Source organism: Streptomyces sp. NPDC050145, from assembly GCF_044460245.1.
Taxonomy (GTDB): Bacteria; Actinomycetota; Actinomycetes; order Streptomycetales; family Streptomycetaceae; genus Streptomyces.
The window spans coordinates 88,433-111,200 of the sequence record NZ_JBITJS010000018.1; the positions used below are offsets into that span (position 1 = coordinate 88,433).

General features: G+C 73.1%; 17 protein-coding genes. 7 read left to right on the forward strand and 10 right to left on the reverse strand.

Annotated features, from left to right (window positions below; genetic code table 11):
• The first annotated feature begins 2 nt into the window (after positions 1–2).
• Complete coding sequence (locus tag ACIBTU_RS31025; RefSeq protein WP_399129941.1) at positions 3–2,903, forward strand: FG-GAP repeat domain-containing protein; 2,901 nt, start codon at positions 3–5, stop codon at positions 2,901–2,903.
• An 82-nt stretch (positions 2,904–2,985) separates the two neighbouring features.
• Positions 2,986–6,264: an ATP-binding protein gene (locus ACIBTU_RS31030; protein ID WP_399129942.1), complete on the forward strand. Its 3,279-nt coding sequence runs from the start codon at positions 2,986–2,988 to the stop codon at positions 6,262–6,264.
• Positions 6,265–6,316: 52 nt separating this feature from the next.
• Here ACIBTU_RS31030 and ACIBTU_RS31035 read toward each other — a convergent pair whose 3' ends face one another.
• From ACIBTU_RS31035 to ACIBTU_RS31070, 8 genes are all read right to left on the reverse strand, one after another.
• Positions 6,317–7,000, reverse strand: a complete 684-nt coding sequence (locus ACIBTU_RS31035) for a class F sortase (protein WP_399129943.1) — start codon at positions 6,998–7,000, stop codon at positions 6,317–6,319.
• Positions 7,001–7,118: 118 nt separating this feature from the next.
• Positions 7,119–7,793 carry a hypothetical protein gene (locus tag ACIBTU_RS31040; RefSeq protein ID WP_399129944.1) on the reverse strand — a complete coding sequence of 225 codons (675 nt, stop codon included), beginning with the start codon at positions 7,791–7,793 and terminating at the stop codon, positions 7,119–7,121.
• Positions 7,794–8,066: 273 nt separating this feature from the next.
• On the reverse strand, positions 8,067–9,353 hold the full coding sequence (locus ACIBTU_RS31045; protein WP_399129945.1) for an MFS transporter: 1,287 nt from the start codon (positions 9,351–9,353) through the stop codon (positions 8,067–8,069).
• Positions 9,354–9,357: 4 nt separating this feature from the next.
• Positions 9,358–10,764: a CitMHS family transporter gene (locus ACIBTU_RS31050; protein WP_399129947.1), complete on the reverse strand. Its 1,407-nt coding sequence runs from the start codon at positions 10,762–10,764 to the stop codon at positions 9,358–9,360.
• A 148-nt stretch (positions 10,765–10,912) separates the two neighbouring features.
• Positions 10,913–11,596 carry a TetR family transcriptional regulator gene (locus ACIBTU_RS31055; protein ID WP_399130049.1) on the reverse strand — a complete coding sequence of 228 codons (684 nt, stop codon included), beginning with the start codon at positions 11,594–11,596 and terminating at the stop codon, positions 10,913–10,915.
• 63 nt (positions 11,597–11,659) lie between these two features.
• On the reverse strand, positions 11,660–12,928 hold the full coding sequence (locus ACIBTU_RS31060; RefSeq protein WP_399129948.1) for a hypothetical protein: 1,269 nt from the start codon (positions 12,926–12,928) through the stop codon (positions 11,660–11,662).
• A gap of 6 nt (positions 12,929–12,934) precedes the next feature.
• Positions 12,935–13,750: a hypothetical protein gene (locus ACIBTU_RS31065; RefSeq protein ID WP_399129950.1), complete on the reverse strand. Its 816-nt coding sequence runs from the start codon at positions 13,748–13,750 to the stop codon at positions 12,935–12,937.
• Positions 13,751–13,782: 32 nt separating this feature from the next.
• Positions 13,783–15,822 carry a hypothetical protein gene (locus tag ACIBTU_RS31070; RefSeq protein WP_399129952.1) on the reverse strand — a complete coding sequence of 680 codons (2,040 nt, stop codon included), beginning with the start codon at positions 15,820–15,822 and terminating at the stop codon, positions 13,783–13,785.
• Positions 15,823–15,970: 148 nt separating this feature from the next.
• Between ACIBTU_RS31070 and hmgA the strand changes: the two genes are divergently transcribed.
• The 3 genes from hmgA to ACIBTU_RS31085 all read left to right on the forward strand — a co-directional run bounded on the left by hmgA (position 15,971) and on the right by ACIBTU_RS31085 (position 19,364).
• A complete protein-coding gene (gene hmgA, locus ACIBTU_RS31075; protein ID WP_399129953.1) occupies positions 15,971–17,290 on the forward strand; it encodes a homogentisate 1,2-dioxygenase in 1,320 nt (439 codons plus the stop codon).
• An 84-nt stretch (positions 17,291–17,374) separates the two neighbouring features.
• Positions 17,375–18,127, forward strand: a complete 753-nt coding sequence (locus ACIBTU_RS31080; protein WP_399129955.1) for a GntR family transcriptional regulator — start codon at positions 17,375–17,377, stop codon at positions 18,125–18,127.
• A gap of 22 nt (positions 18,128–18,149) precedes the next feature.
• Positions 18,150–19,364, forward strand: a complete 1,215-nt coding sequence (locus ACIBTU_RS31085; RefSeq protein WP_399129957.1) for a type ISP restriction/modification enzyme — start codon at positions 18,150–18,152, stop codon at positions 19,362–19,364.
• Positions 19,365–19,371: 7 nt separating this feature from the next.
• Here ACIBTU_RS31085 and ACIBTU_RS31090 read toward each other — a convergent pair whose 3' ends face one another.
• Positions 19,372–20,088 carry a TetR/AcrR family transcriptional regulator gene (locus ACIBTU_RS31090; protein ID WP_399129958.1) on the reverse strand — a complete coding sequence of 239 codons (717 nt, stop codon included), beginning with the start codon at positions 20,086–20,088 and terminating at the stop codon, positions 19,372–19,374.
• A 73-nt stretch (positions 20,089–20,161) separates the two neighbouring features.
• Between ACIBTU_RS31090 and ACIBTU_RS31095 the strand changes: the two genes are divergently transcribed.
• Together ACIBTU_RS31095 and ACIBTU_RS31100 are read left to right on the forward strand one after the other, a co-directional pair.
• Entirely contained in the window at positions 20,162–21,133 is a 972-nt protein-coding gene (locus tag ACIBTU_RS31095; RefSeq protein WP_399129959.1) for an ATP-binding cassette domain-containing protein, read from the forward strand.
• Positions 21,130–21,906 (forward strand): ABC transporter permease, encoded by a 777-nt coding sequence (locus ACIBTU_RS31100; protein WP_399129961.1) that lies wholly within the window; start codon positions 21,130–21,132, stop codon positions 21,904–21,906. The genes ACIBTU_RS31095 and ACIBTU_RS31100 overlap by 4 nt, the downstream gene beginning before the upstream one ends.
• A 187-nt stretch (positions 21,907–22,093) precedes the next feature.
• On the opposite strand, the gene ACIBTU_RS31105 is transcribed toward ACIBTU_RS31100, so the two are convergent.
• Positions 22,094–22,363 (reverse strand): hypothetical protein, encoded by a 270-nt coding sequence (locus ACIBTU_RS31105; protein ID WP_399129963.1) that lies wholly within the window; start codon positions 22,361–22,363, stop codon positions 22,094–22,096.
• Positions 22,364–22,768 lie beyond the last annotated feature (405 nt).

The window sequence follows — 22,768 nt, forward strand, 5'->3', positions numbered from 1 at the left end:
TCATGAGAGCCACCCACTCCCGGCGGGCCCTCACGCTCGCCTCCGCCCTGGTCGCGGCGGGCCTGACGCTGACGGCGGCGCCGCACGCGCTGGCCGCAGACTCCTCGACCGAGGCGACGACACTGAGCGCGAGCCAGGCCAAGACCCTCGCCGACCACGTCAACGTCGATGTGTACGGGGACGACAACGCGTACTCGGCGAAGGAGGACGACTCCGCGGAGAACTCCACCGCCCAGGCCGCCACGGACACCTCCGCCCCGGTCACCTTCACCAACAAGTCCACGCTGGAAGGCGCGCGCGGCACCGCCGCCACCGTCCCGGCCGGGTCCGACGGCAGCTACTTCACGGTGCACAGCCTGGGCAGCGTCCAGCTGCACAAGGCCGACGGCTCCACCGCCTGGGCGCGCACCAACGCCTCGTTCTACACGGACTGGCAGGCCAAGCCGGCGCAGGTCTGGCGCGTCGAGCCGTACCCGGCGCGCATCGTGATGGGCTACAACGCGGTCTCCCCGTCCTCGCCGTACTCGGACCAGGGCTTCGACACCGCCGACCTGACCGGTGACGGCACGAAGGACATCGTGTTCTCCGCGTCCGTCGGCCTCGGCGACCCCCGGGCGATCACCACGCCCGACTCGTCGTTGAAGGGCGGCACCTTCGTGTCGGTCCTCGACGGCAGGACCGGCAAAATGGTGTGGTCGAAGCTGTACGCGTTCGCCACCAACGTCAAGGTCGTCGACGGCACGCTGCTCATCGCCGACTCGCCGCGTCTGAACGGGTACGCGCCCGCGACGGAGACGGCCACCCTCACCGGCATCCGGTTCTCCTCCGCCGACGGCAAGCTCACCCCGTCGTCGACGTGGACGTACGACACCAAGTCGACGGCGGGCGCCAACTGGGGCGCTCTGGAGGCCGTCGGTGACGGCAAGGTCGCGGCGGTCTGGGACCTGCGCAAGACCGGCTCGAACGCCGCGCGCGGCCGCACCCTCGTCCTCGACACGGCCAACGGCTCGGTGAAGTGGGAGACGGACAGCGCCCTGTACGGCCGTCAACTGCGCCTGGACGCCTCCCGCAACCGGGTCGTCGCCCTGGAGCAGGCGGACCCCTCCGACGCCATCGAGTACCAGGTCGCCGCGTACGACCTGGCCGACGGCAGGCGGACCACGCTCGACACCCGCGTCAACGTCCTGCCCACCGCCCTCACGGTCGGTGACGCGGCGTCGGGTGGCGGCGACGAGATCGCGGTCGGCGAGTCGGCGTACAACGCCTCGTACTTCGTCACCTCCAGCACGATCCGGGTCCTCGACGGCTCGGACGGCTCGACGGTCAAGTGGGCGTACACCACCAAGCGTTCCACCGACAACGGCCACAACGCTGCCAGCACCTGGACCCTCGCCACCAAGGGCGGCGTCCTGTACGCCACCGGCAACGACGACCAGGCCCAGGACACCGCACTCAATGTGGGCGGCCTGCGCTACGGCTCGCTGACGGCGTTCACCGGCGGCGGCAAGGTCAAGTGGCGCCAGAACGGCTACAACTCCTCGCCGTTCTACCAGCAGATCTACTCCTCCGGCGGCGGCGACTACGTACGCACCGTCGACCAGCAGCAGAACATCCGCGAGTTCAGCCTCGGCAACGGCGACCAGAAGAGGCTCACCCCGCTTCAGGGCGACCTGTACACGGGCAAGGCCGCCGACTTCGACGGCGACGGCAAGAAGGACGTCGTCGTCGGTGGCTCGTCGCACGGCGTGTGGGCGTACTCGGGCACGTCGCTGGTGAACGGCTCCCCGAAGAAGCTGTGGCAGGCGACCGTCCCCGGCGAGGTGCACAACATCGCGACCGGTGACGTGAACGGTGACGGCACGCCCGACGTCGCCGTGGCCGCCGACAACGCCACCGCGGTGCTCGACGGCAGGACCGGCAAGGTCCTGTCGACGATCGACGGCAAGGGCGCGTACGTGCGGTCGGTGACCGTCGCCGACGTCGACGACGACGGCAAGGCCGAGGTCCTCGTGCCGACCGACGCCCTGCGCGTGTACGACGCGAGCGGCACCCAGCTGTGGTCGTACTCCGCGCCGTCGAGCGCCGGTGACGTGGTCTTCTCCGACACCGTCGTCGACGGCGGGCAGGTCTACACGCAGTACAGCAGCCTCGGCGCGATGAACAAGTCCGACGCCGTCACCAACGGTGTCGCGCTCGACGCGGCCAAGGGCACCGTGCGGTGGACCGCCGACCCGAAGGCCCCGAGCCAGGCCGTCGACGGCAAGCTGCACGGCGCGGTCCTCGACAACGGCGTCTTCGCCTCGTCGAAGATCCCGTACGCGGACGGCCACGCGGTCGTCTACACCTGGATCGTCAAGGCCGACCCGACGGTCGCCGGTGACGCCTCCACCGCCTCGCCGCGCATCGTGATCGAGATCCGCGACGGGCGCACCGGCGAGGTGGTCCACACGGACCTCGTCGGCAGCCCGTGGTCGCACGGCAACTACTTCACCGACGACCGGAACAACGTGCTCTACCACATGAGCTTCGGCACGATGACGGGTTACGCGGGCAACGGCACGGAGGACACCTACGCCTCGGTGATCGCGCCGCTGCGCACGGCCGGGTTCATCAACGGGCCGGGCGGGCGCAAGCTGTTCGCCGGTGGCGTCGAGGGCGGCCTGGCCGCGTACGACCCCTCGATCCTGACCACGGGCTGGTCCTTCCAGTCCAGCGTCGGCAGCGCCTCCCTGATGGGCGGCCGCAACTACATCGCCGCCGACCTCGACGGCGACGGCACCGACGAGATGGTCTCGCTCAACTTCGACAACTTCGGTGTCAACCGGGCGGCGGAGCAGCTGGGCGGCGGCGTGCTCTCCCTGGACGGCGCCATCCACCAGATGTCGACGTTCAAGCTCTCCTGACCCCGCCTCGGCGGTAGGTCACCTGAACCCCCTGGGCCTCGCCCAGGGGGTTCTCAGCGTGCTCGGTTACAGTGGCGCCCTCATGGAAGAGCAGCAGACCGGCCGCACAGAATCAGCCACTCCGCTGCTCCGGTTGCACCTTTTCGGCGGTTTCGCAGCCACGCGTGACGGCGGGCCCGCGCCGGCCGAACGCTGGACCCGGCCGAGCGCCCGGACCCTGGTGAAGCTGCTCGCCGTCACCCCCGGTCACCGGCTCCACCGCGAGCAGGCCATGGACCTCTGCTGGCCGGAGGCCGACCGGCAGTCCGCGACCGGCTCGCTGCGCGTCGCCCTGCACGCCGCACGCCACGCCCTGGAGCCCGAACTCGCGCCGCGCGCCTCCTCCTCGTACCTGATATCCGACGGGGCGCTGCTGCGCCTGGATCCGGCGACGGTCCGGGTCGACGCCGACGAGGCCGAGGCGACGGCGCGGGGCGCGCTCGCCTCCCGGGACCCGGAGCGGCTGGCGGCGGCCCTGGAGCTGTTCACCGGCGAGCTGCTGCCCGAGGACCGGTACGCGCACTGGGCCCAGGCCCGCCGGGATCAGCTGATCACCCTGCGCGAGGAGGTACTGCTCGCGCTCGCCGCCGCGCACCTCGCCCAGGGCTCCCCGGCCGCGGCCGTCGGCGCGGCCGAGCAGGTGCTCGCCCTCAGCCCCGCCGAGGAGTCCGCCCACCGCCTGCTGATGGAGGCGTACCTGGGCCAGGATCTGCGGCGGCTCGCGGTACGCCAGTACCACCTGTGCCGGGAGGCGCTCGACGCCGAACTGGGCGTGCGCCCCGGGCCCGAGACGGACCGCCTGCACCGGCTCGCGCTCGCCGGCTCCCCCGCCCCCGTCCTCACCGCGCCCTCGCTGCCCGGTCCGCTGCGCTCCCCCGGGCAGGCTCCGCTGCGCGGGCGTGACAACGTTCTCCAGCGGCTGCTCGCCCCGGGCGGGCCGCCGGTCACCCTGCTCACCGGCGAGGCCGGCGTCGGCAAGACCGCGCTGGCCGGGGAGACCGCCCGGCGGGCCGCCGCGGCCGGGGCCGCCGTGCTGTGCGGCGGCGGGCACGACGCCGAGGGGCACACCCCGTACGGGGCGTTCGCGGAGGCGCTGGACGGCTGGCTCGCCGAATGGGGCGCCGGGGAGCGGGCCCGCGTGGGCGCCGAGTATCCCGAACTGGCCGCGTTCCTGCCGTCGTTGGGGCGTGTACGGGCCGAGGGGGAACGCTCGCCGGAGGAGGAGCGGGACCGGCTGTTCCGGGCGGCGTCCGGGCTGCTCGGCGAACTCGCCTCGGCGCGGCCCGTGCTCGTCGTCCTCGACGATCTGCACGCCGCCGACGAGGGCTCCTTCCAGCTGCTGAGCCATCTGGCCCGCCGCGCCGCGGGCCACGGGACGCCGCTGCGCTTCCTCGTCACGTACCGGGACGAGGAGGTCCCCGACGGCGATCCGCGGCGTTCCGCGCTCGTCGCGCTGCGCCGCGCGGGCCTGTCCGTGCGCGAAGAGGTGGCCCGGCTCGACCGGGACGCCTGCCGGGCCGTGGCGCGTGACGGCGGCGCCCCGGACCGACGGCTCGACCGGGTCTGGGAGCTCTCCCTGGGCAACCCGCTGTTCGCGCTCGAACTCGCCCGGAGCCCGTTCGGCGACGAAGCCCCCGACGGGGTACGGCAGTTGGTGGCGGACCGGCTCGGACGGATCGGCCGGGACACCCGCCGGGTCGTGGAGGCGCTCGCGGTCGGGGGCGGCGAGGTCGCGCTCGGCGAGCTGCTCGACGTCGCCGAGCACGGGCTGCGGCCGACGGTGGACGCGGTCGCGGCCCTGGAGGACGCCATCGGGGCAGCCCTCGTCGAGGAACGGCAGGTGGTGGTCGCGGGCCGGGCCGAGGCGGGCCTGGCGTTCCGGCACCCGCTCGTCCGGCTCACCTGCTACGAGCAGCTGACAGCCGTGCGACGCCGGCAGCTGCACGCCGCCTTCGCGGGGACCGTGCTGCGCCGCCGCCCGGACGCCGTCGACACCCTCGCCTCACACTTCGCCCGCGCCGACGACCCGCGCGCGGCCGAGTATCTGCACCGGGCCGCCGAGCGGGCCGCCGCCGTCTACGCCAACGACACCGCCGACCACTACTACCGCGACCTCGTCGCCCGGCTCGACGTGGACGCGGCCCGGGCCCGGCTCGCCCACGCGCAAGTGCTGCGCCGCATGGGTCACTTCGGGCAGGCGGCCGACGTCCTGCGGCTCGCGCTCGCCGAGTTCGCGCGGCGCGGCGACCACGACGACACGGTGCTCGCGGCGGCCCGGCTCGCCGAGACCCTCGTCAAGGCCGAGAGCCCGGCGGCGGCCCTCACGCTGCTGCGCCGGCACCGCCCGGCCGAGCGGACCGGCGCCGAACCGACGGCCTCCCACTTCCTCGCCCGCGCCGTCGCCCTCGGCGTGCAGGGCGCCTACCAGGACGGATACACGGCCGCCCGGCACGCGCTCGCCGCCGCGCTGCGCGTGCCCGGGGTCACCGGCCAGGGGCTGATCGCCCGCTGCCACGCGGGACAGGCCACCAACCTCGCGCTCGCCGGACGGTTCCGCGAGGCCCGGGAGGCCGCCGCCCTGGCGCTCGCCCCCGCCGAGGCGTACGGGGACTCGGCGCTGCTCGGCTCGGTGCTCTCCGTACTGCGGGAGAACGCGCGCCGCGAGGGGCGGCTGCGGGAGGCCGTCGCCACGGGGCGGCGCGCCCTCGGTCTGGCGGAGGAGTCCGGCGATCCGACCGCCGCCGCGTTCGAGCGGGCCAATCTGGCCGAACTGCGGTTGCTGCTGTGCGAGTTCGACGCGGCGCGGGAGCTGGCGGAGGCGGCTGTCGCCGGGGTCGAGGAGGGCGACGCGTGGTCGTCGCCGTACGCGCTGGCCGCGCTGGCGAGGGTCCGGATGCGCGACGGTGCGCCCGGCCGGGCCGGATCTCTGCTCGACCGCGCCGAGCGGTCGGCCGGTGCGGACCGGCAGGCCCTCTTCGAGGTGCGCACCGCCCGCGCCGAGCTGACCCTCCTCCAGGGGCGGCCGGAGCAGGTCGCCGCGCTGCTCCCCGAGGGCGAGGCACCCGTCCTCACCGCGTGGGCCGAACTCCTCGCCGGGCGGCCGGAGTCGGCCCTGCGGATCGCCGCCGCGGAGGCCGAGCGGGCGGTCGGGGCCGGGGAGCGGCTCGCGGAGGTGGAGGCGCGGGTCGTCGTGGGTGCGGCCGGGCGGGACGACGGGGTACTGGAGGAGGCGGAGGCGCTGGCCGCCGCGCTGCCGTACCCGGCCGGGCTGGAGCGGGTGCGGCGGACACGGGAGCGGTTCGGGGCGACGCGTTCCCCGTGATCTTCCCCGTGATCTTCCCCGTGATCCCCTCCCGACACAGGGAGGGGACAGGTCAGAGCCGCCGCTCGACACCCGTGAGATGGGCGAAGACCACGATGTTGGACGCGTATCCGGTCTTCCGGTCGAAGGCTCCACCGCAGGTGATCAGGCGCAGTTCGGGGCGTCCGGCGGCGGCGTAGACCTCCTGGTCCGGGAAGGCCGCCTTGGCGTACGTACGGACCCGGTCGACCGTGAAGACGGCGACGCGGCCGTCGGCGCGGGCGATCCGGACGGTGTTGCCCGTGTCGAGCGAGTCGAGGTCGAGGAAGATCGCCGGACCCGTGCGGGTGTCGCGGTGACCGACGACGACGGCGGTGCCGCGCTCACCCGGGGTGACGCCGCCCGTGTACCAGCCGACGAGCCGGGGGTTGTCGACGGGCGGGGCGGCGAGGCTCCCGCCCGGCTTCAGACCGAGGCCGACGACGGGCGCCTCGATGGTGATCGCGGGGACGGCGAGGACGGTGGGGCGGGACCGGGCCAGGGGCGCCGGGGGCCGCGCGGGCTTCTCCGGGGCCTTGGCCACCCTCTTGTGCCCGGCCGAACCGGACGCGTGCCGCGCCCCGCTCGCCCCGTGTGCGCCGTTCGCCCCGTCGGTGCCGGGCCCGGAAGCCGCGCGGGTCGCCAGGGCCGGAGCCGCCGGCTCCTCACCCCCGGACCACCAGACGGCACCGCCGACGAGAGCCAGGGTGACGGCCACCGTGCGGGCGAGCCTCAGGAGCCGGCGCTGCCGACGAGTGGTGCGCCCGCGCCGGACGGCCCCGCGCGGACGGGCCGGGGCTCGTCCGCGCGGGGCTGCGGCACGCGGGGGGACGGAACTACGCTGCGCCATCGGCGCGGCGGCGGGAACGGCGGACGAGGATCAGGCCCGCGGCGCCGGCAAGGCCTGCGGCGGCAGCGCCCATGGCGACCCCGGAGCCCGAGTCACCGGCCGGAGCGGCCGTGTCCGCCACGCCGCCGCCACCGGCGCCGACCGGCCCGTGCGGTGGCTTGTGACCGTGGCCGTGGCCGCCGCCACCGTTGCCACCGCCGGTGCCGCCACCGTTGCCACCGCCCGTGCCACCGCCGTTGCCACCGTCCGGTCCGCCGCCCGGACAGTCGACCTGGAAGACCTTGTGCTTGCCCGCGCCCTGCTCGCCCTCGAAGGTCCAGTCGAGTTTGTACATCCCCTCGGGCAGCGTGAGGTTCGCGGTCCGCTTGTGCCCGTTGGCGTCCATGGTGAGGGCGCCCTGGAGGTTCGGTGAGTCGGCCTTGGCCGGCTGCGGGGCGATCGTCCAGGTCACCTTCTGCCCGGCGTCGAAGTTGAAGGCGTCGAGATAGAAGCGGCAGACCTTGGGGTCGTTGCGCTGGTCGAACTCGCCGGTGTTCGAGTCGTGGACCTTCACGTCACCGTTGTCGCCGGGGGCGGCGTACGCGGCGGATGCGCCGCCCCCGGCGAGGGCGATGGCGATGACGGAAGCGGACAGCAGGGGGCGGATCACCGAAGCGCTCATGCGTGGTTCCTTTAGTCGTGGATCCCGGATCTGACGGGCCGATAATCCGACTATTGGTACGCAACGGACGCGAAGGGTGGCACCGTGCCGCGCCACCCGCCGACTTCCACCCGTCCGGCTCCATCCGGTGCGGGTGCCGGTGCCGATGCCGATGCCGATGCCGATGCCGCCAAGGTGGCTGCCGCGCGTGGCCGTCCGTCGCCTGCTGCGCCATCGTGGCTGGTCGCGCAGTTCCCCGCGCCCGATGGAGATGCGACCCGAAGGGTCTGCATTTCAGGGGCGCGGGCCTGTGTCGATGTGCGGATCCTCCGCGGGGCGCGGCCGGCGACGACGGACCCGCACCCGCCCCGCGACCGGACCGGGCAGCCGCGGACGCGGACACGCACCCCGGACCCCCAGGCCGGAGGCGATGAGCAGCAGCCCGCCCAGCATCACGAAGGGCGCCGCCGTACCGGCGACACCCGCGATGAGGCCCGCGGAGGCCGGCGCCGCGACCTGCCCGAGCCGATTCCCGGTCAGGCGGAGCGCGAGCGCCGTGGAGCGGGCCTCGGGCGGGGCCGCCTGGACGACGGTGGTCATCGACAGGGGCTGGCCGACGCCGAGGCAGAAGCCCAGCAGGACCAGCATCACGGCGAGCGCCCAGACGGGCACGGGAAGCGCGATCCCCGCACACAGCAGCGCGGCCAGGCCGCACGTGGAGGCGATGAGCACGGCGCGGCCGAGCCAGTCGATGAGCGGGGTCATGACCAGGCGGCACGCGATGGTGGCGCCCGCGCGCAGGCTCAGCAGGACGCCGACGACGGACGGGGCGATGCCGCGGTGCTCGCCGACGACGGGCAGGTAGGCGGTGAGGATGTCGGTGGCCGACAGGACGGCGAGGCTGATGAAGATGCCGCCGGGGACGCCGCGGGTGCGCAGGATGCGGTGCACGGGGACGCGCGGCGCGGCCTGCTCCCCCTGGCCCGCACGCGCGGCGGCCGTGCGGAACTCGATGCGCCACAGGGAGGTGAGGGAGACGGCGCAGACACCGGCCGAGACCAGCAGGGCGAGCGCGCTGGTGCCGGCCATGTCGGGCCCGCCGATCAGCGCGCCGGCCGCCATGGGGCCGATGAGCTGGCCGAGGGAGGCGCCAATGGTGAAGTGGCCGAAGTTGCGGTCCTGCTCGTCGGGCGCGGACTGCCGGGCCACGATCGACTGGGCGCCGATCACGAAGCAGAGATGACCGAGGCCCATGACGCCGCTCCAGGCGGCCATGGACGCCAGCGATCCGGCGGTGCCGCTCAGGGCGCAGCCCCCGGCGATGAGGACGACGCCGAAGGGAAGGAGCGGGGCGCAGCGCCCGTGGTCGGTGCGCCGGCCGAGCGGGACGGCGGCGAACAGCGGGAGCAGGGCGTAGACACCGGCGATGACGCCGACGGCGCGTTCGTCGGCGCCGAGCGCGAGGGCCCGGTAGGAGACGGCGGGCCGCGCCATCGACACCGCCGCCTGCGCGAAGCTGAAGGCGATGACGAGGCGGAGCAGCCACGCGCGTCCCTGACCGGGCCCTGCGGAGTGGTTCATCGGGTCAGAGGATCCCGAAGAGGAGGCCGGCGGCGAGGACCACCAGGGCGGTCAGCGCGGCCCATTTCACGGTGAACTTGGTGTGGTCGCCGAACTCGACCTTCGCCATGCCGACGAGGACGTAGACGGCGGGCACCAGCGGGCTCGACATGTGCAGCGGCTGGCCGACGAGCGAGGCGCGGGCGATCTCCAGGGAGGAGACACCGTGCGCGGCGCCCGCCTCGGAGAGGACCGGCAGGATGCCGAAGTAGAAGCCGTCGTTCGACATGAAGTACGTGAACGGGATGGAGAGCACACCGGTGACGAGCGCCATGTGCGGGCCCATCCAGTCGGGGATGCCGCTGACGACCCACTTGGCCATGTGGTCGACCATGCCGGTGCCCTGGAGGACGCCGGTGAAGACGGCGGCGGCGAAGACCATGCCGGCGACGTTGAGGACGTTCTCGGCGTGGGCGCCGATGCGGGCCTTCTGGTCGGGCATGTGCGGGTAGTTCACGGTGAGCGCGAGCGCGGCGCCGAGCAGGAACAGCACCGGGATCGGCAGCCATTCCATGATCATGGCGGTGAGCAGGGTGACCGTGAGCAGCGCGTTGAACCAGTAGAGCTTGGGGCGCAGGGTGGCCCGGTTCGGGTCGAGCCCGGCGAAGGTCTCGCCCTCCTCGTTCTCGTACGAGGGGGCGCCGTGGTCACCGCCGCCGGTGGCCTTCTTGCCGGAGCCCGCACCGGAACCGGCGCCGACCAGGACCTTCTCGTCGGCGGTCTCGGTGACCGTCTCGGTGACCTCGTCCAGGGACAGGAAGCCGAGGCGCTTGCGCTCGCGGCGGCCGAGGACGTAGGAGAGGGCGAAGACGGCGAGGAGGCCGACCGCGAGGGCCGGGATCATCGGCACGAAGATGTCGCTGGCGTCCAGCTTGAGGGCCGTTGCGGCGCGGGCGGTGGGACCGCCCCAGGGCAGCGTGTTCATGACGCCGTTGGCGGTGGCGGCGACACCCGTCATCACGACGAGGCTCATCTTCAGGCGCTTGTACAGCGGGTACATCGCCGAGACGGTGATCATGAAGGTGGTGGAGCCGTCGCCGTCGAGGGAGACGATCGCGGCGAGCACGGCCGTACCGACGACGATCCGCACCGGGTCCGCCTTGGCGAACTTCAGGATGGCGCGCACGATCGGGTCGAAGAGGCCGACGTCGATCATGACGCCGAAGTAGACGATCGCGAACATGAGCATCGCGGCGGTGGGCGCCAGGTCGCCGATGCCGGCGATGACGTAGTCGCCGAGATGGGCGCCCTTTCCGACCAGCACACAGAACAGCGCGGGGATGAGCACGAGCGCCGCGATGGGCGACACCTTCTTCATCATGATCAGCACCAGGAAGGTGGCGATCATGACGAATCCGAGGATTGTCAGCATGGAGGAGGTCCCTAACGTTCGCCGTTGAACTGCCGTCTGCAGTGCCGTCCATCGGCCCGGACGGGGGAGGCGGTCAGCGAGACGTTAGGGGCCGTCATGTGGGGTTAACAAGATGTTGACGTGTGAGCAATAAGCGCAAAACTCCAGGTCACAGCTTTGCGGGTGGTGTACGGGGGGTGCGGGGGCGGCGCGGGTCGAGGGATTCGGCGAGGTAGGCGTGCAGGAGGAGGCGGACCTCGGCGATGATCCGCTCGTCGCCCGCGGGGTCGATCCGGAAGGCGAGCCGCACGAGGGAGTCGGCGGTCTCGACGGCGACGAGGAACACGCGGCGCAGATCGTCGTCGGGCTCGCGGTCGAGGTGCGGGGTGAGCAGGTCGGTGAAGGTGTCGGCGACCCGGTGGTTGGGGTCGGAGGCCGGGTCGCCGACCGGGATCTGGGTGCCGAAGTCGACGAGCGAGAAGCCGGGCGCGGTGCGCTTCATGGCCACGTACTCGTCGAGGAAGACGTCCATCCCGGCGCGCCAGTCGCCCTCCGTGATGCGGCCGAGCCGCTCGGTGACCCGCTCCGCGTAGTGCTCCAGGTTGCGCTGGGCGAGGGCGTCGACGAGGGCGCGCTTGTTGCTGAAGAAGCGGTAGACGGAGCCGATGGGGACCTCCGCGCGCAGGGCGACGGCCCGCGTGCTCAGCTCCTCGTAGCCGCATTCGTCGAGGAGCCCGGCGCAGGCGTCGAGGATCCTGGTGAGCCGCTCGGCGCTGCGCCGCTGGACGGGCGTGCGGCGCAGGGAACGTGCCGACTGATCGCTGAAGGAAGGCGTCGTGGTCACGGGGTCCATCATGGCCCTTCGGGTACGGGGACCGTCGACCGCCTCCGGATCGGTCCCGCGGCGCGGGCGGTCTCAGGCGATGAGCAGGCCGAGACCGCCGAGGGTGTACGCGATCATCAGCGCGAACAGCGGGAGCTGGCCGGTGACGGACCTCTCCGGGGGCAGCAGCCGTACGGCCCGGTCGTGCGCGGCGACGACGCCGAGGACGTGTCCGGTGACGATGGCGAGGACCTGGAGCGCGGCGAGGCCGCCGGGGCCGAGGGGCGGTTCGGGCGGGAGGGGGTGGTCGGCGCCGGAGGCCAGGGCGAGGGTGCGCGGGCCTTCGGTCACGTAGAGCGTGAAGTAGTGGGCGACGAGGTAGCCGAGGGCGATCGGCACGAGGGCGTGGGCGAACGCGGCGCGGGGCGCCCGGCCCGCGCACAGCGCGTACAGGGCGGCGACGAGGGTGACGGCGCCGAGCAGGCCGAGGGTGGCGGTCGCGGTGGGGCCGAGGGAGGAGGTCTGCAGGCGGGTGATCCAGGACGGGGCGTCCGCGTAGCCGTCGTAGGCGGTGGAGCCGAGCATCACGCACACGGTGGCGACGAGCCCGGGGGCGGGCGGGGTGGCGTCGAGGCCGTGGAAGGGGTTGCGCAGCACGAGGCGTCCGTCGTCGCGCCGGCCGAACGGGGAGAGCCGGGCGAAGAGCGTCGAGTACGCCTCGAAGGCGTCGCCCTCGTCGAACCAGCGGACGCCGAACCTCGCGGCGGCGGCGAGCTGGACGGTCGCGTAGGTGAGCAGGAAGGCGAGCAGGGCGGTGCGGGACGCCGGGTCGGGCGAGGCGAGTTCGAGCCAGGTGTAGGCGAAGAGGCCGAGGGCGGCGGGCCACATGCCGAGCCGGGACGGGAGCGGGCGCCCGGCGTCGGGGTCGCGTCCGAGGGCCCGGCAGCCGGCGGCGTGCAGGGTGCGCAGGGGGTTGAGCAGGCGCCAGAGCGGGCCGCACAGCAGCGAGGCGGGCACGAGCCCGACCCAGAACAGGACGTGCACCGCGCCCGGGGCCGGGTTGCGCTCGGGGTCGTCGGGGCCGAGAAGGAGGGCGGCGAGGACGAGGACGGCCGCGCCGAGGCCCAGCACGCGCAGGGCGGTGCGCGTGCTCCGGGCGTCGGCGAGGCGCTGGACCGGGCGCGGCAGCGCGAGCCCGGACCGGTTTCCGCGGAACCGGGAGGCGGACCAGAGCAGGCCGAGCGCGAGGAAGGAGACGAACAGCGCGGCGAAGGCTCCCGCGTACGCGTAGAAGGGGGACAGGGGCAGGTCGTGCCGGGAGCCGATGCCGTGCGCGAGCGGGGCGGGCGAGCGGAGGGTCAACGCGGGTCACCGGACCACGAGTTGGGTGAGGAGCAGGCCGGATTCATGCGTCTCGACCTCGAACAGGCCGGTGCGGTCGAGGGTGAGGGTCAGCGTGGCCGCGCGGCCGGCCGGGAGGCTGACCTCCTTGTCGTAGCCGTGGACGTGGAGGGTGTCGGCGCGATCGCTGGTGACCGAGAGACGGACGCGCTCGCCCCTCTTGAACTCCAGGCGGCCGGGCGGGGGTTGGACGTTCTTGCCGTCGACGGTTACGGTGACGGTGCGGTCCGCCTTGCCGCCCGCGGAGGCCCCGGCATCGCCGTGCGCGTGCCCGCCCGCGCGTCCGGAGGACGTCACGTCGGCGCTCGACTCGACCGGTTCACCGTCGACCGCCCAGACCGTGTGGTCGTCGGCGTAGAGGCGGGCGGTCAGCCGGTGGGTGCCCTTCGGGACGGCGGACTCGGGCAGGTGGAACCACTCGCCGTAGACGCGGGCGATCTTGCGGTCGTCGAGGTACAGATGCGCGTGGCCGCGCCCGGGCAGCGCTCCCCCGCCGACGCTGTCCGGGGTGAAGCGGAAGTCGCTCACGTCGAGCCGGACGTTCCAGCCGTCGGACGAGTCCGGCCGCACCTCCAGCTCGACCGACGGGGCGCCGTCCGCGTCGACCTGCCGGTAGCGGTGCCCGGACTCGTCCTCGCGGTCGAGCAGCCGCCCGGCCGAGCCGCTCGCCTCCTGGTGCCCGGTGCCGGGCTTGTGGTGCGTGGTGGGCCGCCCGCCGCACCCCGCCGCGACACCGACGGTCAGCAGCACCACCACGACCGCCCGCGCCAGCCGCCCGCTCACGCCCGCACCGCGCCTCACACCCGCACCGCCCCTCATGCCCGGACCTCGGTCAGGACCTCGGGGGTCTCCGGCCGGGTGGTGACGTCCTGACGGGAGGCCGCCACCACGGCCCACAGGACCCACACCACGCCGAGCAGTCCGCGGATCCAGGCGGGGCCGAGCGGGATCCACGGCAGCATCACCACGGCCTTGTCGAAGGCGTCGAGGAGGGTGAGCGCACCCAGCGCCACCGTGACCCACCCGAACCACGGGCGTTCGCGCCGCAGCACGAGTCCGATGCCGGTCCACCACGCGCCGGTCAGCAGCAGGGCCACCGCGGGCAGGTAGCCGGACTGGAGTCCCATGGTCGATCCCGCCACGTCGAGCGCGAGGCCGACGAGTCCCGCGGCGCACGCCACGGTCGCCCAGCGGTGCGTGCGCAGCCGGCGCCACCACAGCACCCCGCCGACCAGCGTCAGCACGACCGCGACGCCGAGCGCGAGCTGCACCTCGATGCGCTCGATGCCCCGCGCCCCGTACCAGTCGCACCCGGCGGGCAGTCGCCGCGCCTGGACGTTGTAGTCGGCGCAGACCAGCAGCGCGGCCAGCTTGGTCGGTTCGCCGGCGAGCCGGTCGGATCCGCCGGAGACGTCACCGCGCTTCGTCCCGCAGGTGGGCAGGGCGCGGGGGGTGGAGGCGCCCGCGGAGCCCTGCCAGCAGTTGCCCCCGCCCTGCCCGTCCCACCACACGTCGGTGGCGTTGGGCCGCGATCGGCCTTCCTTGTCGACGCCGAGCTTGTTGCCCGCGTACCGGTTGTGGTGCGAGGTGTCCGTCTGCTTCGACCAGGCGGACTCGCCGCGGATGAACGCGGGGACGGCGCTCAGGAAGAAGGCGGCGCGGTCGTGCCCGTACACCCAGTTGTTCTCGTACCGGTTCCAGTTGCCGCCCGCGGTGATGATGCCGGTGCCGGGCGGCATGGAGATCTGGGGGCAGACCACTCCGTCCTCGTAGCCGCGGTCGACGGGGTCCTTGGCGCAGGTGCCGTCGGCGACGTAGGGGTAGTAGTTCGCGTTGTTGTCGTGGATGTCGTTGCGTTCGAACCGGGCGTGGTTCTGCGGGAGTCCGGGGTGGCCGGGGAAGGCGGAGTCCATGGAGGCGCCGCCCATGTTGTGGTCGAACTCGTTGTCGTGCGCGTAGACGGAGTCTCCGGCGGTGCCGCTGTAGCCGACCATGTTGTGGTGGCTGCGGCAGCCGGTGATCTCTATGGAGTAGCGCGGGACGTCGTAGCCGCGGCCGTTGTTGATGTTCGAGGCGCTGCCCGGGTAGATGCCGGAGTCGCCGTTGCCGTAGGACTCGCAGTTCTTGTAGAGCCCGTGGTCGCTCGCGAACGTGAGGAAGCCGTACTCGTCGTTCCAGCGGGTCAGCACGTCGTCGATGACGAAGCCGTCACCGGCCAGGACGTACAGCGAGTTGAAGGTGGTGCGCTGGGCGGTGAAGTTCTTGAAGTAGATGCCGTCGCTGCCGTCGGAGCGGATCGCGTTGAGCTTGGAGTACTTGGCGTCGATCACGACGTCGAGGCGGGACCGGCCGGTGCCCTCGATCTGCAGGTTCTTCTTGCCGAGGATCGCGACGAGGTTCTGGTTGTGCGGGCAGCGCTTCTGCTGGGCGTAGGACAGGATCTGGTAACCCAGCTGGGATTTCCTGGCCTTGAGGCGGGTGCAGGCGCCGGTGGGCTTCGGCCGTGAGGGCTCCTCCTCGTAGAGGCCGGGCAGGATCGCGATGTTCATGCCGGGCCGGTCGACGGCGTCGACCGCCGCCTGCAGGTGCCGGAAGCCCTTGTCCTGGCAGCGCGCGAAGAGGTCGAGGTTCTTCTTGCGCAGGGCGGCCGGGAAGCCGGCGACGCGGCGCTCGAAGTCCGCCCGGTCGTTCTTGCAGACGAGCAGGTCGGGCGGCCCGTCGCGGTGGACGGGCACGCTGCCCGACCCGTCGGGCAGCTTCACCGGCCGTTCCTCGTGCGCCTGGGCGACGGGAGTGGCGGCGAGTGCCGCGCAGAGCGCGACCAGGACGACAAGGAGCCTTCGGATCCACGGCATGGGCGCGAGAGTAGAGCATTGCTCATGTTTTAGGACCCCCTGCGGCAGAGCTTTCTCCCACCCGCGCGGGACGGCACCGTTGACGCGCGCCGGGCCGGAATCCTACGGTGATGCATAGGATTCCTTCAGGCACCGGGAGCGCCCACCTATGAACGGCATCGAGCAGGCGAGGAAGACGGCCCAGGAGCTCACGTATCTCACCGGCTTCGGCAACGAGCACGGCTCGGAGGCGGTGCCGGGAGCCCTGCCCGTCGGGCGCAACGCACCGCAGCGTGCCCCGCTCGGCCTGTACGCGGAGCAGTTGAGCGGCACCGCTTTCACCGAGCCCCGCGCGCACAACCGCCGCTCGTGGCTGTACCGGATCCGCCCCTCGGCGGCCCACCCGGAGTTCACGCGGACGGACAACGGGGCGGTGCGCACGGCCCCCTTCACCGAGACGGTCCCCGACCCCAACCGCCGCCGCTGGAACCCGCTTCCGGAGCCCGCCCCCGGCACGGACTGGCTGGCCGGCCTGTGGACGCTCGGCGGAAACGGCGACGCGACGCAGCGCACCGGCATGGCCGTGCACCTGTACCACGCGAACGCGCCGATGGACCGGGTGTTCAGCGACGCGGACGGCGAGCTGCTGATCGTGCCGGAGCACGGCGGGCTGCTGCTGCGCACGGAGTTCGGGCTGCTCGCGGCAGGTCCCGGCGAGGTCGCGCTGATCCCGCGCGGGGTCCGCTTCCGCGTGGAGCTGCTCGACGAGAGCGCCCGCGGGTACGTGTGCGAGAACTACGGCGCGGCGTTCCAGCTGCCCGACCTGGGTCCGATCGGGGCCAACGGCCTCGCGAACGCACGGGACTTCAGGGCGCCGGTCGCCGCGTACGAGGAGGTCGCGGGCCCGGTCGAGGTGGTCAACAAGTTCTGCGGCAACCTCTGGACGGCCGCGTACGACCACTCCCCGCTCGACGTCGTCGCCTGGCACGGCAACCACGTCCCGTACGTGTACGACCTGCGGCGCTTCAACGTCATCGGGACGATCTCCTACGACCACCCGGACCCGTCGATCTTCACGGTGCTGACGTCCCCGTCGGACACGCCGGGGCTCGCCGGAGTCGACTTCGTGGTGTTCGCGCCGCGCTGGCTGGTGGGCGAGGACACGTTCCGTCCGCCGTACTTCCACCGGAACGTGATGAGCGAGTACATGGGGCTCATCGAGGGCGCCTACGACGCGAAGGCGGAGGGCTTCGTGCCCGGGGGCGGCTCGCTGCACAACATGATGTCGGCGCACGGCCCCGACCGGGAGACCTTCGACCGCGCCAGCGCCGCCGAGCTGAAGCCGCAGAAGATCGACGACGGCCTGGCCTTCATGTTCGAGACCCGCTGGCCGCTCACGGTCGCCGCGCAGGCCGCGGAGGCGGGGCATCTCCAGCGGGGCTACGACGACGTATGGAAGGGACTGGAGCCGCACTTCGGCCGCGGCTGAGGGGAGGCGGGCGGAGAGCCGAAACAGAAGGTCAGAGGGGCCCCGACATTGCAAGACGGGCCCGCGACAGATACGGATAACCCCGTGACGTCATTCGCCCCGGACTCGATCGTCCTGAACCGCAAGCTGCCGCTCTGGTATCAGGTGTCGCAGTCCTTGCGCGCCTCCATACTCGGCAGATCCCCCCAGGACCCGCTCCGCCTCCCCACCGAGGAACAGCTCGCGGCCCACTACGGAGTCTCCGTGCTCACGATGCGCCAGGCGCTGAAGGAGCTGGAGGACGAGGGGCTGATCACCCGGCACCGCCGCCGCGGCACGTTCATCGAACCGGCGGCGCGCCGCGGCGCCCCGGTCCGGCTGCTGGGCTCGGTGGACGCGATCGTGGCCCAGCAGTCGGGCATGACGACCCGCCTGCTCGACCACGACCGCTCCGCGCCCGTGCCCGCCGCCCTCGCCGAGCACTTCCCCGGCGCCGAGCACGTGGCCGCGTACCACCGGCTGCGCTGCGACGAGAAGACGGGCGAGCCGACCAACCACGCCCGCAACTACCTGCGCCCCGACCTCGGCCCCCTGGTCGACCCGGCCGATCTGGAGCGCTGGCCGATGACGAAGGTGCTGCGGGACGTCGTGGGCCTGCGCATCAGCCGGATCACGGACTCGGTGGAGGCCCGCCTCGCCGACCCGGAGACGGCCCGGCTGCTCGAGGTGCCGCTGCTGAGCCCGATCCTGCACTACACGGGCATCACCTACGACGAAGCGGGCAGGGTTCTGGACGTCGCGGTGATCCATTACCGCGGCGACCGCTTCTCGTTCACGGTGACGCTGGACGCCGACTGAACGGCCATCGGGGGGACGTACCATGCCGGGCGTGACGAACGACGGGCTCTCGCACGCGCTGCCGCTCCCGGACCTCATGCCGTGGTCCGTCGCGCCCCTGCGGCTGGGCCGCACCTGGCCGGTCGCGCCGGACACCGCGTCGCTGAAGGCCCGCTGGGAGCGGTTCGTCGGGGCGGGGGCGGAGGAACGCGCGGCCCTGCTCGAACCGTCCCGGGCCCGGACCCTGCACTCCCCCGCCGCCCAACTGCCCGGTCAGCGCACGGGCACCGAGCCGCTGGCCCGCACCGAGGGACCGTGCCCGGAGCCGGTGCGGCTGCTGCACGGCCCGTTCGACGAGCAGTGGCTCATCCCCGACCAACGGCTCCTGGACGCTGCGCGCCCCGAGCTGTGGCGCGTGGCCGGCGAGCGCCAGCTGTACCTGGTGGAGCAGGGCCATGTGCCGGACGCCGCCGGGCCCGCCGTGCTCGCCTCCGCCGTACTGCCGGAGGGCCGCTCCCCCGCGGGCCGTCCGGGCCGCATCCGCCCGCTGTACCGCAGACCCGACGGCACCGAGCCGAACGTGGCCCCGGGCCTGCTCACGCATCTGTCCGGCACCTACGACCAGGAGGTGGGCGCCGAGGACCTGCTGGCCTGGGTGCTCGCGGTCGCGGTGCGGGACGCGAGCGCGTGCCGGGTGCCGCTGACCACCGATCCGCAGGTGTGGCGGCGCGGGGTCGGTCTGGGCCGGCGGCTGTTGTGGCTGGCGCGGCGCGGCGGTGGCGCCGAGCGGCCCAAGCTGCCGGGCGGGCGTCGCCCCTACGTCCGTTCCGCGCTGCCCGCCCGCCCCGGGGAGCTGGTGTACGAGCGCGCGGAGGAGGCCCTCGTGGTCGGCGCGGGGCGGATCTCGCCGGTGCCCGCCGCGGCCTGGGACTTCACGGTGGGCGGGGTGCGGGTGATCGAGCAGTGGTTCGCCCGGCGCACGGCCCCGGCCGAGCCGGGCACGCTCGCGGCGCTGCGCCCCTCGGCGTGGCCGCAGTCGTGGACGTCCGAGCTGCTCGAACTGGTCACGGTGCTCACACTTCAGGCCGAACTGGAGCCGGACCGGGAGGAGTTGCGCGGGGCGCTCGGCGCCGATCCGCTCACCGCGGAGGAGCTGAAGCGGGCCCGTGTGCTGCCGGTGCCGGACGGCGCCCGCCGCCCCGCCTCGGTCCTGGACCATCAGGAAGAGGGCCCCGGCGGCCAGTTCGCCCTGCTGTGACCACCCGTCAGGACGGTGCGGCCACGAACCCCTCGACCGTGCGGCGCAGCGCCCGGTCGAACACGGCCTCCATGTCGATCGGCCCGGAGTCCTCGGTGAAGGCGGCGGCGAGCCGGGGATAGCGCCCGGAGGCCACCTGCGTGCCGAGGTAGCCGATCCGTACGGCCTGCTCCTGCTCGGCGCTCCAGGGCAGGGACCGGGTGCGTTCCGCGGTGGCGATCTCGTTGGCCACGTAGGTCGTGACGACGCCGTTGAGGGACGCGATCAGCTCCATCTTGGTGCCGTAGGGCAGCTCCAGCGGGTCGAGGCAGCGCAGGCTGTACTCCAGGTACGTCAGCGCGTTCGGACTGAAGCCGTAGACCGGTGACATCAGCCGGGGCAGCCAGGGGTGGCGGAGCATCATCGCGCGCATCTGGTGAGCGAGTCCGAGGACGTCGGCCCGCCAGTCCCCGCTGGGCTCGGGGTACTCGTACTCCGCGCTGACGGCGTCGACCATCAGCTCGTACAGGTCCTCCTTGCGGGGGACGTAGTTGTAGAGCGACATCGTGCCCATGCCGAGCGCGGCGGCGACGTGCCGCATGGACACCTGGTCGATGCCCTCGGAGTCGGCGACGCGCACGGCGGCTGCCGCGATGTCGGCCCTGCTGTGCGCGGGGCGCGGGCCGCGCCCGGCACGCTCGGGGCGCGCCCAGATCACTTCGGGTTCGGCCGCTCGGCCCGCCATCGATCATCACCTCTCGAACTTTCTCGCACCATCGTAGTTACGTACGGCGTACGTAGTGCGCTACGGTGGGGGCATGACTTCTACGTACGCTGTACTTAGTGAAGGTCTGGAGAAGCGCTTCGGCTCCGGCGCGAAGGCCGTGCACGCCGTTCGGGGCCTGGATCTGGCGGTGCGCGAAGGCTCCGTCTGCGGCCTGCTCGGTCCGAACGGGGCGGGCAAGACGACGGCGGTCCGGCTGCTCACGACGCTGCTGCGACCGGACGCGGGCACCGCGCGTGTCGCGGGGTACGACATCGCGACGCAGGCGCAGGCGGTGCGCCGGAGCATCGGCGTGACGGGCCAGTACGCCTCGGTGGACGGGGACCTGTCGGGCCGGGAGAACCTGCGCCTGTTCGCCCGGCTGCTGCGCGCGCCCCGCTCCCGCGCCGACGAGCTGATCGACCGCTTCGACCTGGCGGACGCCGCGGACCGGCCGGCGCGCACGTACTCGGGCGGCATGCGGCGCCGCCTCGACCTCGCGGCGAGCCTGATCACCCGGCCCGCCGTCCTGTTCCTCGACGAGCCGACGACAGGCCTCGACCCGCACAGCCGGAACGGGATCTGGGAAGCGGTGCGCGAGCTGGCCGCCGCGGGCACGACCGTCCTGCTGACCACCCAGTATCTGGAGGAGGCCGATCTGCTCGCCGACGAGATCGTGCTGATCGACGAGGGCCGCGCCGCCCACACCGGCACGCCCGCCGAGCTGAAGGCCCGGATCGGGTCCTACGCGGAGGTCGTCGTCGCGGAGGACGCCGGCGCGCAGGCGCTGCACGCGGCGGCGGTCGTCCTGGACCAACTGACCGGGTCACGGCCCGAGTTGGACGCGGAGCGGCGCACGGCCGGGGCGCTCGTCCTGGATCCGTCCGTGACCCTGCCCCGAGTGGTCCGCGAGCTGGACGCGGCCGGGGTCCCGCTGGTCGACGCGAGCCTGCGCCCGCCCACCCTCGACGAAGTGTTCCTGCGGCTGACGGCCGCCCGACCGACCCTGACGGAGGCCGCGGCATGAGCGCGATCCTGTACGACGGCACGGCGGTGCTCGGCCGCCATCTCCAGCGGATCCGGCGGGCGCCGGCCCTGCTGATCCTGACCCAGACGATGCCGATCACCCTGCTGCTGTTCTTCGGCTACGTGTTCGGCAGCGCCATGGCGATGCCGGGCGCGGACTACCGGGCCTTCCTGGTGCCGGGGATGCTGGTGGCGACGGCGGCCAACGGGATCATGACCGGCATGTTCGCGGCCGCCCAGGACGCGCACCGGGGTGTCATGGACCGCTTCCGCACCCTGCCGATGAGCCGGGCCGCCGTGCCGCTCGGGCAGGCCGTGGCGGATCTGCTGACGACGGCGGCGGGCCTGGTGCCGATGGTGCTCGTGGGGCTGGCCATGGGCTGGCGGATCGAGGGCGGACTGCCGTCCGCGCTCGGCGGGTTCGGGCTGCTCCTGCTGTTCCGGTTCGCCACGACGTGGCTGGGGATCCTGCTCGGTCTCGCTTCCAAGAGCGAGGAGGCGGCGGGGCAGCTGGGCAGTGCCACGTTCATGCTGCCGATGCTGTCGAACGCGTACCTGCCGACCGCCGGGATGCCCGGCTGGGTGCGCACGGTCGCGGAGTGGAACCCGGTCAGCGCGGTGTGCACGGCGCTGCGCGACCTGTTCGGGAACGCGCCGGTGCCGCACGGGGCGAGCTGGCCGGTGGCTCACCCGGTGGCCGGGACGCTGATGTGGTGCGGGGTGCTGCTCGTGGTGTGCGTGCCGCTCGCGGTCCGGCGCTACGCACGGGGCTGACGAGCCCGCGGGCCCAGTGGGAGGACCGGGAAAGATCCCGCAGGCCCAGAACAAAAGACAGGGCCCGCAACCGACTCCCCCGCCGGGGCGCCCGCCGCATGCCGTGGGGATGACGGTCGCGGAGATGCGCAGCGGTACGCCGTACGGCGCGGAGGTCGGATGCGGGCCCGAGCCCTGCGGCAGCCGGTCAGCGGCCGCCGAACAGCGAGCGGCTGAGCCGTCGCAGCGGTGCGAAGAGCGAGACCCGCCGCATCCGTGCGACCCTGCCACTGCGCTCGTGCGCGTGGTCACGCGCGGTCAGTTCACGCATCAGCATCGTCGCCTCGACCGTCTCGCGCTGCGGGACGGCGGGGCCGCCGAGCACCGAGAGATGGCGGTCGAGACGCGAACTGGTCGCGCTGCTCCCGCAGGTGATCGCAGGCACTCGAGGCCTGCTGCGCACTGTTATCTGTTCCATGTCACTCCCCACCCGTACGAGGGCACCCGGCCCGGGCAGGTTAACCCTATCGCCCCAGCGGGACACTCGTGTATCCCGCCGGAGGGATTCACCTCCCTCGTACGGAGGTTGACGCTCCGTCGGCGACTACGCTCCGAATCCGACGTATTCCAGGGCGAGTTGGACAAGCTGGGCACGCGACGATCGATTCCGGTCCGCTTTCGAACCCCTTCGTCACAGGGAGTGAAGGAGTGGTCGCGGTCAAGTCGGAGGGCCGACCGGCGTGTCGGGGTCCGTCGGCGGGCCGGCGCCGGAGGGCGGGAAGGGGGCCCGGGCGCAACGTGGGCGATCTCACTCCGGCCGCGTCCGAGGGTGCCGGGATCAGGTCAGGTTGAGCTACTTTTGTTCAGACTTGTCTCGCCGGGG